The sequence below is a fragment of the Ureibacillus sp. FSL K6-0786 genome, assembly GCF_037965165.1.
GTDB classification, from domain to species: domain Bacteria; phylum Bacillota; class Bacilli; order Bacillales_A; family Planococcaceae; genus Ureibacillus; species Ureibacillus thermosphaericus.
The window spans coordinates 1,204,486-1,217,010 of the sequence record NZ_CP150191.1 but is presented as its reverse complement, the minus strand read 5'-3'; the positions used below and the strand labels follow the sequence as shown (position 1 = coordinate 1,217,010).

The window sequence follows — 12,525 nt, the reverse complement described above, 5'->3', positions numbered from 1 at the left end:
ACGAGTAGGAGTGCTATCCGCACAAGATGAGAGTATATCCACAACCATTCACACGAGTAGTGGAGTCATCCACACAAGAGTGAGCAATATCCACACAACCAACATTAAAAATATTGGAAATTGCATCTTTTAATCATTAAATAAGTTAAATAAACCGCCGATACCGCCTTCACCTTTATCTTTTCCTCCTCCGCCTTGGGAAACAGGAGCTGCTGCGAATACGCGGCTTGCAAGTCTCGAGAATGGTAATGATTGAATCCAAACAGTACCAGGGCCTCGTAAAGTTGCGAAGAAGATACCTTCCCCACCGAACAGAGCGGTTTTAATGCCACCAACAGCTTCAATGCTATAATCCACTTCTGAAGTCATTGCGACAAAGCAGCCTGTATCGATTCGAAGAACTTCACCTGGCTGTAATTCTTTTTGATGAATGGCACCGCCTGCATGAATAAACGCCATGCCATCCCCTTCAAGTTTTTGCATGATGAATCCTTCTCCACCGAAGAACCCAGCAGAGATTTTCCGTTGAAATTCGATGCCGACGGAAACCCCTTTTGCCGCAGCTAAAAAAGCATCCTTTTGACAAATTACTTTACCATTTAATTTACTTAAATCCATTGGGATGATTTTACCTGGATAAGGAGCTGCAAAATATACCTTTTTTTTCCCCATGCCAACGTTTGTGAAGGTCGTCATAAATAAACTTTCACCCGTTAGAAGCCTTTTCCCAGCTCCCATTAATTTCCCCATGAATCCTCCACCGCTTTTAGAAGATCCATCACCGAAAATTGTTTCCATTTTTATGCCATCATCCATCATCATTAAGTTCCCGGCTTCAGCAATAACTGTTTCATTCGGATCTAGTTCCACTTCAACGTATTGCATATCATCGCCATATAATTTGTAATCAATTTCATGATTATTCATGTCCTTGCCTCCTTTAGCATTTACTTAATATATACGATATTTTCATACGTTTCCCTTTGGATAAAGTTTCAACTAGTTCAAGACATTTTATGAATTGTTGAGAAAAAAAAGGGATTATCGAGAAAATGTTGAATAATAGTACAATAAGTAATTAAAAATATAAGGAGGGTGTTATGGACTTAAAAAACTATATAAATGGCCGTTGGATTGAACAAGATTTAGAAAAAGTTGCAGTCATTAACCCAGCAACAGGTGAGGAATTAGCGAAAGTCCCTCTTTCAACGAAGAATGAAGTGGAAGAAGCTGTTCGTTCAGCAAAACAAGCTCAAAAAGAATGGGCTCTCATTCCAGCTCCTAAACGAGCTGAATATTTATATGAAATTGGTTATAAATTAAAGGAAAAGAAAGAGTATCTAGCTCAAATCCTCACAAAAGAAATGGGGAAAGTGATTGAAGAAGCCCGTGGCGAAGTGCAAGAGGGCATTGATATGGCTTTTTATATGGCGGGTGAAGGCAGACGATTATTTGGTGAGACGACTCCCTCCGAATTACCAAATAAATTTGCAATGAGTGTAAGAAGTCCCGTCGGCGTTGTTGGCATTATAACACCTTGGAATTTCCCCATTGCCATTGCTACGTGGAAGTCATTTCCTGCGATTGTTGCTGGTAATACAGTTGTTTGGAAACCTTCTACCGAAACCCCTCTCATGGCGTATGAATTAGGAAAAATTTTTGAAGAAGTTGGCCTGCCTGAAGGAGTTGTGAATATTGTATTTGGGTCAGGTTCTACGGTTGGTACGGCACTTATAGAACATCCAGATGTAAAAGTGATTTCTTTTACAGGTTCAAACGAAACAGGACGCAAAGTCGCAGAATTAGGTGGCCGACATTTGAAGAAAGTCTCCCTTGAGATGGGTGGTAAAAATGCCATTATCGTAATGGATGATGCAGATTTAAATTTAGCTGTTGAAGGAATTCTATGGAGCGCCTTCGGTACAACAGGACAAAGATGTACCGCTTGCAGCCGAGTCATTGTTCACAAAAATGTGAAAAATGAATTAGAAGAAAGGTTAGTCGCAGCACTTAGTAATTTAACGATTGGCAATGGTCTTGATCCGGATGTGAAAGTCGGACCAGTTATAAATCGGGCAGCTTTAGAAAAAATTTATCATTATGTGCAAATCGGCAAAAATGAAGGCGCAAGATTATTAACTGGTGGAGAAATTATTACAACACCACCATATAACCAAGGATTTTTCTTTGAACCAACCATATTTACAGATGTGAAACCTGATATGACCATTGCTCAAGAAGAAATTTTTGGACCGGTATTAAGCATTATTGAGGTAAATAGCTTGGATGAGGCTATTGAAGTCAATAATAGTGTGAAGTTTGGTTTATCCAGTTCCATTTACTCTCAAGATGTAAATCGAATTTTTAAAGCGCAACGAGATTTAGATACGGGGATTGTGTATGTGAATGCAGGTACAATAGGTGCTGAAATTCATTTACCATTTGGGGGAACAAAAGGAACGGGGAATGGCCATCGAGATTCCGGTCAAGCCGCTTTAGACGTATTTACAGAATGGAAAAGTATCTATGTAGACTATAGTGGCAAGCTTCAGCGTGCACAAATTGATACAGATAAATAAAAAGAAAAGGGGATGTTTGGAATGAAAGTAGTAGTGTTAGGTGCAGGACTTATGGGGAGAGAAGTTGCGCGAGATTTAAGTGCAAGCGACAAAGTAGAAAAAGTTTATTTAGCAGATTTAGATATTGAAATGGTAAATGATTTTATCAATGAAGCAAATTTACAAAAAATCGAAGCAGTGTATTGTAATGCAGAAGACGAACAACAATTGCGTGATATTATTTCAAAAGGAGACGTGTGTGTTAACGCATTGTTCTATGAGTTTAATGAACGTGTAGCAAGTGCTGCAATTGATGTTGGCGTACATTCTGTTGATTTAGGGGGACATATAGGGGAAGTAACAGAAAATGTACTGAAATTAGATGAACAAGCAAAAGAAAAAAATGTAACGATTATTCCAGATTTAGGTTTAGCACCGGGAATGATTAATATTTTAGTTGGATACGGGGCATCGAAATTGGATAGGGTAGAGTCCATTCAACTATATGTTGGGGGAATTCCAGTAAAACCTGAACCTCCATTAAACTATACTCGCGTCTTCTCCCTTGAAGGTGTCATCGACCACTATACGGAGCCAGCCAAGATTATCCGTGATGGACAATTGGTGAAAGTGGAGTCACTCTCAGGAGTAGAACCTATTTACTTCGATCAATTTGGAACATTAGAGGCATTCTATACTTCTGGAGGAACTTCAACATTATATAAAACATTCCCGAATGTGAAAACTCTTGAGTATAAAACAGTTCGCTATAAAGGGCATGCTGAAAAGTTCCAGTTATTGAGAGAATTAGGATTCTTCGATCGAGATAATATTGTCAATGTAGATGGTGTCGAAGTGAAAGTACGCAGCGTTGTTCGAGAAGCGCTAAAGAAAAAATTGTACTTAGGTAAAAAACAAGATGCGGTAGTGCTACGAGCAATTATCGTTGGTGAAAAATCTGGTGAACAAGTAACATACGAATATGAAACGATTTTAAAACGCGACGAAAATTCAGAAGTGACGGCAATGGCACAGGCAACAGCTGGTACGATTGCTTCCGTAGCGATTATGATTGGTGAAGGAACAATTTCACAACGTGGTGTGTTCCCACCAGAAACGATTGTACCAGGTAAAGAGTTTATTGAAAAAATGAATAAACGCGGCGTTATAATTAAAGAAACGTCTCATCGTTCATCGATTGTAAAATGGTAAAAACGTGTTCTAAAATTATTTGTCTGAATGTTCTGTATAAAGAGCGAATGGAGAAAAGAACGAGTTTTCCCATTCGTTCTTTTGCTTTTTTAACAAGACTTGGATGTCCACTAGAACGTGAAGTGTAATGCTTCACGTTTTTTCTTTTTCTTCTTTAATAGCATAAAAATAAAAGTGGCAAAATCGGAAATTCATTTTAAATGATGTAACTATATAGAATTTTGGCAGTCTAATTGATAAAAGGAAGAAAAAGGAGTGAAATGGGATGAATAATAAAACCAAGATCTTGGCAAGTGGATTCATTCTACTCGTTTTTGGGGTGTTTCTGAGCTTCATATTGCTCGGAAAAAAGGTTGAAGTAAATGCAGCTTCCGTCGTTTTTTATGGGCAGCCTTATGATGTTCATCTTTCCCATGCATTAAATGAACAGGCAATTCAACGCGGCAAAGTGTACGTTACTGATGAAGATGGAAACAAAGTGGACGCAACGGTTACATTAAGCAAAAACCAACGCACATTAACGGTTGAAAATTTAAAAATAGGCAAATACATTCTTCATATTGAAGATAAATCCTTCCGAAAATCTTCGGTAAATTTAAAGAATCAAAAAATTGAATTTGAAGTGATTGAAAAGTTGGAATCCATAAAGTCCGTTAAAGAATTAGAGGAATATTTCCAAGCATTGCTTAATAAGCATAATCAAAACGGAGTTAAATGGAAATTTTTTGAAGAAGAGCGTGTTGAGATGAAACAATCAACTGAAGCAGATACTGCTTCAAGTGGAGGAAACCATTCGACAACGAATAATCAAGTCGAAGGAATTGATGAGGGCGATGTCGTTATTACTGATGGCAAATATATTTATGCAACTGTAGAACAGCAAATTAAAATTGTTGATGCACAAAATCCGAAAAACTTAAAACAGGTTGCAACGATTCAACTAAAAGGCAACGGCTATCCTCATCAGTTAATGAAAGAAGGAAATTATTTAATCATCTTATTGGATGAGTTTGTAGAAGATCCACGAAATAGCCATAAAGAGTATTATGGCGGAAAAACGTTTACAAAAGCAGCGATTTATGATGTCAGTGACGCTTCCAAGCCAAAACTGGTAAAGGAATTTGGTCAAGAAGGTTACATGAATGGTGTTCGTAAATATAACGGTGTACTTTACATTGTTTCAAACTATACACCAAATTATTGGATAATGAAAGATGCAGAGGTCGAGCTAAGACCATACATTGTTGAAGATGATGAATCCAATCCTTTGGAAATTGAGAAAATCTCGATTATTCCAAGCTCTACAGAACCATCTTATACTATAATTTCAGCGATTGATTTGAACAATTTAACATCTAAAGAAGTAAATACTAAAGGATATTTAGGAAGTAGTTCTACTCTATACATGTCTAAAAATGCATTATATTTAACAGCTTTTGATTATGGAATGGCAGTGCCTTTGCCAATCGATTTAAGAGTGACGACTTCTGATTCTGAAGCAGAAAAGTCAATAGCTCCTATACATTCAGGTGAGCCAAAAACGAACATTTATAAATTTGCAATTGATGGAACAAATATTGAATTTACTGGGACAGGTACAGTGAAAGGGAATGTATTAAATCAATTCTCTATGGATGAACATAACGGATATTTCCGCATTGCAACAACGGAAGGAGTTGCTTGGGGTAATCAAGCGAATTCCAAAAACCATCTATTCATTTTAGATGAGAACTTGAAGAAAGTAGGAGAAGTTACAGGGTTAGCGAAAGGCGAACGCATTTATTCCGTTCGTTTTATGGGCGATAAGGCGTATATTGTGACATTTAAAGAGACAGATCCACTCTTTGTAATTGATACGGCAGAACCGAGCAATCCAAAAGTATTAGGTGAATTAAAAATTCCGGGCTTCAGCAACTATTTACATCCGCTTGATGAAAACCATTTAGTCGGAATCGGCTATGATACAGAACAACGGATGGATTCATGGTCGAAGGAACCGTTTACTGTAACAAAGGGAATGAAAATTTCTTTATTTGATGTATCTGATTTCGCGAATCCAAAAGAACAAGATATGGTTATTATTGGAGGACGCGGAACTTATTCGGAAGTGCAATATAATCACAAAGCACTTTTTAGAAATGAAGCTTTAAATTATTATGGATTCCCAGTGATATTGTATGAAGAAGGAAAGAATGAGGATGTGAAATATAAAGGATTGGGTGCGTTAGTGTATGAAATTACAACAGAGAAGGGGATTCAGTTAAAAGGAAACTTAATTACACCTGCGAAAGCCAATGAATTGTATGAAGATTGGGAATCAAGCATATCTCGTTTAGTGTATATTGATGATGCCTTGTATACAATATCACCGAAAGAAATTAAAAGCTATGATTTGAAAACTTTTGAATCAATTGGACAAATGAAAATCAAATAAGTTCAAAAAATCTGCTCTGGTTGAAGAGCAGATTTTTTATTAAGAAGGGAATATTACAAGTAAATCAACTTGAGTAGATAAGTGATCAGAACAAGCAGAGGAAATATCCACATGATAGAATAGACAATCTGCACGAGAGGGGAAAGTATCCACACAAGTAGAGGGATATCCACACAAGCGAAGTATAAATCCGTACCAGTGCGAGTCCTATCCACACGAGGGAGGTAAACATCCGCACCAGTGCAGTCCTATCTACATGAGTGGGAGATGCATCTGCACAAGTAGATAGTACATCACACATGGACACAATCTACCAAGTTGTTTCTACATAAATACAAAAAATCCCCAAGCTTCATCATTGCTAAGGGGATTTTTCATATTCAATGAATGTTTAATATTTCGCTTACCGTCACACATTCATAGCCTTCTTGTTGCAAATATGCTAATACGCTTTCAAGCCCGTCTGCTGTTGACTGATGAATATCGTGCATTAATATGATTGCTCCATCGTGCAAGTTTGCTTTTATGATTGGCAATAATTTATTTGAATCGCGGTATTTCCAGTCGTAAGTATCAATTGTCCATAAAATAACAGGTACATCAATTAAACTTTCAACGTATGAATTAGTAGCACCATAAGGAGGTCTAAATAGAGTAGGATATTCTCCAATCACATCATATATCACTTGACTTGTATAATCGACTTGCCAAGAAACTTGAGAGGTGCTTTGTTTCGTTAATACTGGATGGTTATATGTATGGTTACCAATTTCATGACCGCGATTTAACACTTCATGTACGATATTTTTATGGTTTTCCACTTGTTTTCCAAGCATGAAAAACGTTGCCTTTGCACCGTACTTTTCAAGGGTGTTTAAGATTTGCATCGTCACTTGTGGATGTGGTCCGTCATCAAAAGTTAAAGCTACTTTTTTGCGGTCTGTTTTAGGAGTCACAATAGTTACATTGCTTTTCACTTCGCTTTGGAATGCGGATGCTAAAATAGGATTCAAGTAATAGATTGGGATATTAATCGTTGCAGGACCTGCATGTTCTTCAGCAAGTTCTCCTTGGTTAAAGTAAAATATAACCGATTCGCTCGTTATGGCAAAGCGATTGAAATTATTCCAATTAGGTACTGTTGTTTGCACTAGTTTTTCATCGATTATTTCTTTACCATAATATTCCTTTAGTTCAGCTTGAATGAATTCAGCTAACAAACCTAAATGCCCGATATCTTTGTTTAATAATGTACTAGAATCGATTAACTCTCCGGTTTCTTTATTAAATACAATGGTTTTATAGGTTTCTTTATAAGAAACTCGGTTCAGCGATAGCCGTTTCTTTAATACGATTGAGTAAAACTGATTGTTAAATAGGTGAATTTCTGTGGAGATGTCTAAGTCACCAATCGTTTTTACTTTATTTACATGATTTTTCTCGTTTAGTGAAGTGATATAATCTCGCTTCGAATCTTTTATGTATTTAGTAATCTGTTCATTCACCAGATCAAAAGGTGTTTTTGGGTAATCTATCGAATATGGTATTAAGCTATTCATTGACGATTCGGAAACGATTCGGATTTCCGGAAATTTTGAATCTGTTTCATCAATTAGAGAGGGAATCTCCGGATATTTTGTTGTAGCAGAAACGGTTGGTTTTTGGAATTTAAACTGTCCCGTTATGGAAATTGTAATAACAATAATCGTAGTTAACGCAATGATGGAACCAATCAATATTAAGTCAATCCATGCGCGGTGTTTTGACTTCCGCTGTCTCATCTATGGCTCTCCTCTCTATAGTTATCAAAAGGTGGTTTTATTTAAGTTGAAAAAGATATGTACTTGAGATTTGCCTTTCCGTTCGGTATGATGCAAAGAAGAAAGGGAGAATAAAGCAATGGTAAATGAAAAGAATGATGAATTGGCGTTAGATTGCTTATTGTTAGCGGGACAAATTATGATGGAAAGCGGTGCTGAGACTTATCGAGTAGAGGATACGATGCTCAGAATGGCTCGCTCCCAAAATTTAGACGCCCAAAGTTATGTAACACCTACGGGGATTATTCTTTCCCTTGGTAAACAACAAAAAACAAAAATTATATCCATTTCAAGCCGTATTACAGACTTGCATAAAATTGCGAAAGTAAATAATGTTTCTAGGAAGCTTACACTTAAAATAATAACATTAGATGAAGCGTATGACGAGCTAAGAATGATACAAAAAACAAATTATTTTTTGCCAATTTGGTTGCAAATTTTAATGGCTGCCGTATCAAGTGCTTGCTTTTTAATTTTATTTAAAGGGACTTGGTTTGATATGCCAGCAGCTTTTATAGCAGGGGGCACAGGTTACCTTGCATTATTGGCCATTCAACATTTAACGAAAGTGAAATTTTTCTCTGAATTCTTCGCTTCTTTTGTCATTGCGCTCGTGGCATTTTCTACTGTTAAACTCGGTTATGGAAATGAAATCGATAAAATTATCATTAGTGGCGTAATGCCACTCGTTCCTGGGGTATTAATTACAAATGCTGTTCGAGATATGATGGCGGGTCATTTAACCGCTGGCATTGCGAAAGGGACAGAAGCGTTTTTAACGGCTTTTGCTATCGGTTCGGGTGTTGCAGTGGTTGTGGCATTTTATTAAGGAGTAATGGATATGGAATATGTAATTCAGTTGATTTTTAGTTTCCTTGCAACAGCGAGTCTTTGTGTGATTTTTAACGCTCCGATTAAAGCGATTCCTTATTGCGGATTAGTCGGGGCTGTTGGATGGATGATTTTTTATAGTGCCTTGCAATTACAATTAACAGAAGTATTCGCTTCTTTTTTAGGGGCTTTCGTTGTCGCAATCTGTGCACAAGGATTTGCAAGAAGATTAAAATCTCCGATGATTGTTTTTATTGTCTCAGGGATTATTCCTTTAGTACCTGGTGGGCTTGCATATAATACATTGCGTTATTTTGTGGAGCAAAATTATACTTTAGGATTGGAAACCGGAATTCGTGCGTTTTTAATTTCAGGGGCAATTGCTATGGGGATTGTTTTTTCTGAAGTTATATTTCAATTGTTCGTTCAATTTATGAGGAATAGTCTGACTTCTATGCAATCTTTTAGTCGAAATAAAAGACGACAATAAATGCATTATTTAAAAAGGCTACTCAAAACCCTAAGGAGTAGCCTTTTTTATTTAAGAAGATAAAAGCTGAGGTATATTGTCTGCTGTAACAGGTTTACTGATTAAAAATCCTTGTATAGCATCGCATTCATATTGTTCTAACAGTTCTTTTTGTTCATTTGTTTCTACACCTTCAGCTAACACTGTCAAGTTCATGGATTTTCCGAAATGAACAATGCCCTTAATTAAGCGTTGCGTTTTTTCGGATTGCGTAAGTGAATGAACAAAAGTTTGGTCGATTTTTAATGTATTAATCGGTAAAAGTTGCATGTATCGGAATGAAGCATAACCTGTTCCAAAGTCGTCCAATACAAAGGTAATGCCTTCCTCTTCTAATTTACGCATTTGTTGAATGATGGATGTTTCCGCTTCAGCTTCTAATGCAAACTTTTCTGTAATTTCGATTTGTATGAGATGAGCAGGACAACCTGTTTTCGTCAATGTATCTAATATGAATTTTGCCATGTTTTTATCCCTAAATTCTCGAACAGATAAGTTAATCCCTACTTTTAATTCGAGGCCTTGTTTTTTCCATTTAGCTGCTTGTTGACATGCTTCTTCAATCACAAAAGAACCGATATCGTTAATTAAACCAGTTTCTTCAGCAATTGGGATTAATTCGTCGGGACTAACTACGCCAATTTCTTCGTCATCCCATCTCACAAGAGCTTCGACCGCATAAATTTGTCCTGTTTTTAAATCTACTTGTGGCTGATACAATACCTTTAAATTATGCTGATCGAGCGCCATTAACAAACGTTTTTCAATGATGGATTTCCGATTTAATTTTTTATGGGCAGCTTCAGAAAGAGATAATATATTATCTCCACCAGCTTCGCGAACATTAGCAATCGTTGCAAGAGAAGCGTTCATTAATTGAGTAAAGTTCGATTGATCTTGCGGAGAACGAGTAATTCCACCGCTGATTGTAATCGGCATTGCACGATTGCCAAGGTAAATTGGATTTTGTTTTAAATAGGATAAAAATCCTTGGATAAACCATTCGCCAAGGGGAGTAATCACAACAAAATCACTTTCGTTTATGCGAGCGAGTAAACTATCCTGGAAGTAAATTTTTAAGCGTTTCGTGAACTCTAAAATAAAGTTGTTGTCCAGCTCAACATGATGAAGTTCCTTCAACGTGTAGAATTTATCGATACTCAAATAAACGAAGTAAAATTGTTGTTGCTCTGCAATCATTTCTTTTACAACGTTTTCTAAGCGATGGACATTCATTAAACCAGTTTCTGCATCAACGTAAGCAATTTTTTCGAGTTTATGTTGCAATTCTTTTTCATTTGTAATATCTTGCTCTATTAATATGTAGCGATATTTTTGTTCACTATGAGAATAAGTGGGAATGGCAGTTAAATGTACCCAATAAGTTTCACCGGTTTTTTTCATTTTTTGTACATCGCCTTGCCAAATTTTCCCTTGAGATATAGTATTCCATATAGTATCAGCTATTTCATGGCTTTCTTCTGTATCAGGGAATAGTTGCCAAAAGGTTTTTCTTAACACTCGTTTTGGCGTCCATTTACTTGTTTTTAAGAATAAAGGATTACAGCTAACAATAAATCCTTCATGATCTAACGTAACCATCATAAAGGATGAGAGAAGCCCACTCTTTAAATCAGATAGTTCTTGGTCAGATTCTCCTAACTGAGAAAATTGGTGTTCTGGTAAGCAATAAAAAACAATGCAACGATTGTAGTTAATCGTGCATGGGAAAACGATTACGTCTGCTTTGATAAGCGTTTCATTTTTATGAATCAGTTGTATATGATTTAATCGAATGTATTCTTGAGCATTCAGTATGCGCTGCCAAGTATTTTCAGATAAAGTAGAAAATAATTGTTCTTTTAATGAATCAACACTCTGAAAGTCCTGTTTTGTGTAACCAAAATATTGTTCACATATGGTGTTCCAAGTGATTGTATCTGCATTTACATTTAATGCAAAAGATGGGAAGGGAGCTTTCAGTAGCAAGTTTTCATCATAGCTTTGCGTTATATTAAGGTTCATCCTAATTCCGTCTCCTTGCATACCGTAATTTTATACCATATTTATTATAAATTATTTTGAAGTCAATAGTCACTATTGTAGGACTATCAATTTTTTGACATTAAACAATGATACTAAAATGGGCCTATAAAAATAGTAAATTGTTACAATAATAATTCTATATTATAAAAAGGAAGTTCATGCTATGCAACATTTAAAAGGAATTATATTAATCATCATAGGAGCAATGCTGTGGGGGGCAACAGGGCCACTAACAGAGTGGATTTTAAAAGATTCAGGTATGACGGTGAATTTTTTTCTTACTGTTCGATTGCTTGTTGCTGGAGTAGCGATTTTATCATTTTTACAATTTACCAATAATTCAGTTATGGCTGTTTGGAAAACAATATATTGGAGTCGCCAACTTGTTATATATAGCGTAGCCGGTATGCTTGGGCTACAATTTTCTTTCACAATGACCATTCAAAGTAGCAATGCGGTTTTTGCAACACTATTGCAGTTTCTAGGGCCACTTTTTATTCTTGCTTATACATCTATTAAAGTTCGAACATGGCCCCCTAAATACCAAATATTAGGTGTCCTTGGTACGCTGCTTGGGTTATTTTTATTACTAACAAACGCGAAAATTGATCAGTTATTGGTTAGTCGTGAAGCGCTTTTTTGGGGTCTTGTACTAGGAATTACTTTCGCTATTTATACGTTATATCCTGCACGTTTAATGGCAGAGTGGGGGGTTTTACTTGTAGTTGGTTGGGGAATGTTGATTGGTGGAGTCGTGTTAGGAATGGGATCGTTTATTTGGCAAAGCGATGAATGGGGGTTGCTCTTCGATATTAAATTATTGATTTCTATGTTTAGTATCATTTTCTTTAGTACCGCAGCTTTTGTTATGTTTTTAAGCAGCATGAATTATATTAGCCCGGTATTAACGAGTATATTATCCACAATGGAGCCGCTCACTACAATGGTTATTTCGATGATTGTATTTTCAACAAGATTTGGTCTATGGCAAGCAATTGGAATACTTCTTATGTTAGCATGCGTAACGTGGATTTCAGTAGCGAGTGAAAAAGCGGAAAAATACAATAAAAATTAGCGCTGAATAAATGGTACGAT

Annotated in this window: 10 protein-coding genes; 7 read left to right on the top strand and 3 right to left on the bottom strand. The window is 36.4% G+C overall.

What is annotated here, in order from left to right:
• Positions 1–129: 129 nt before the first annotated feature.
• Positions 130–927: a TIGR00266 family protein gene (locus NSQ18_RS05935; RefSeq protein ID WP_016837669.1), complete on the bottom strand. Its 798-nt coding sequence runs from the start codon at positions 925–927 to the stop codon at positions 130–132.
• Positions 928–1,100: 173 nt separating this feature from the next.
• Between NSQ18_RS05935 and NSQ18_RS05930 the strand changes: the two genes are divergently transcribed.
• The 4 genes from NSQ18_RS05930 (at position 1,101) to NSQ18_RS05915 (ending at position 6,204) form a co-directional block, all read left to right on the top strand.
• Positions 1,101–2,579: an aldehyde dehydrogenase family protein gene (locus NSQ18_RS05930; RefSeq protein ID WP_016837670.1), complete on the top strand. Its 1,479-nt coding sequence runs from the start codon at positions 1,101–1,103 to the stop codon at positions 2,577–2,579.
• Between the two features lie 21 nt (positions 2,580–2,600).
• A complete protein-coding gene (locus NSQ18_RS05925; RefSeq protein ID WP_016837671.1) occupies positions 2,601–3,770 on the top strand; it encodes a saccharopine dehydrogenase C-terminal domain-containing protein in 1,170 nt (389 codons plus the stop codon).
• Positions 3,764–3,898, top strand: coding sequence for a hypothetical protein (locus NSQ18_RS05920; RefSeq protein WP_339289413.1), 135 nt, complete (start codon positions 3,764–3,766; stop codon positions 3,896–3,898). Before NSQ18_RS05925 ends, NSQ18_RS05920 begins: the two co-directional genes overlap by 7 nt.
• Positions 3,899–4,035: 137 nt before the next feature.
• Entirely contained in the window at positions 4,036–6,204 is a 2,169-nt protein-coding gene (locus NSQ18_RS05915; protein ID WP_339289412.1) for a beta-propeller domain-containing protein, read from the top strand.
• A gap of 380 nt (positions 6,205–6,584) precedes the next feature.
• Here NSQ18_RS05915 and NSQ18_RS05910 read toward each other — a convergent pair whose 3' ends face one another.
• A complete protein-coding gene (locus NSQ18_RS05910; RefSeq protein ID WP_016837673.1) occupies positions 6,585–7,985 on the bottom strand; it encodes a polysaccharide deacetylase family protein in 1,401 nt (466 codons plus the stop codon).
• A 118-nt stretch (positions 7,986–8,103) separates the two neighbouring features.
• On the opposite strand from NSQ18_RS05910, the gene NSQ18_RS05905 reads away from it, so the two are divergent.
• Both NSQ18_RS05905 and NSQ18_RS05900 read left to right on the top strand, forming a co-directional pair.
• Positions 8,104–8,853: a threonine/serine exporter family protein gene (locus NSQ18_RS05905; protein ID WP_016837674.1), complete on the top strand. Its 750-nt coding sequence runs from the start codon at positions 8,104–8,106 to the stop codon at positions 8,851–8,853.
• Between the two features lie 12 nt (positions 8,854–8,865).
• A complete protein-coding gene (locus NSQ18_RS05900; RefSeq protein WP_016837675.1) occupies positions 8,866–9,345 on the top strand; it encodes a threonine/serine exporter family protein in 480 nt (159 codons plus the stop codon).
• 51 nt (positions 9,346–9,396) lie between these two features.
• Here NSQ18_RS05900 and NSQ18_RS05895 read toward each other — a convergent pair whose 3' ends face one another.
• Positions 9,397–11,409 (bottom strand): GGDEF domain-containing phosphodiesterase, encoded by a 2,013-nt coding sequence (locus NSQ18_RS05895; RefSeq protein WP_016837676.1) that lies wholly within the window; start codon positions 11,407–11,409, stop codon positions 9,397–9,399.
• 184 nt (positions 11,410–11,593) lie between these two features.
• On the opposite strand from NSQ18_RS05895, the gene NSQ18_RS05890 reads away from it, so the two are divergent.
• Positions 11,594–12,505, top strand: a complete 912-nt coding sequence (locus tag NSQ18_RS05890) for a DMT family transporter (RefSeq protein ID WP_016837677.1) — start codon at positions 11,594–11,596, stop codon at positions 12,503–12,505.
• Positions 12,506–12,525 lie beyond the last annotated feature (20 nt).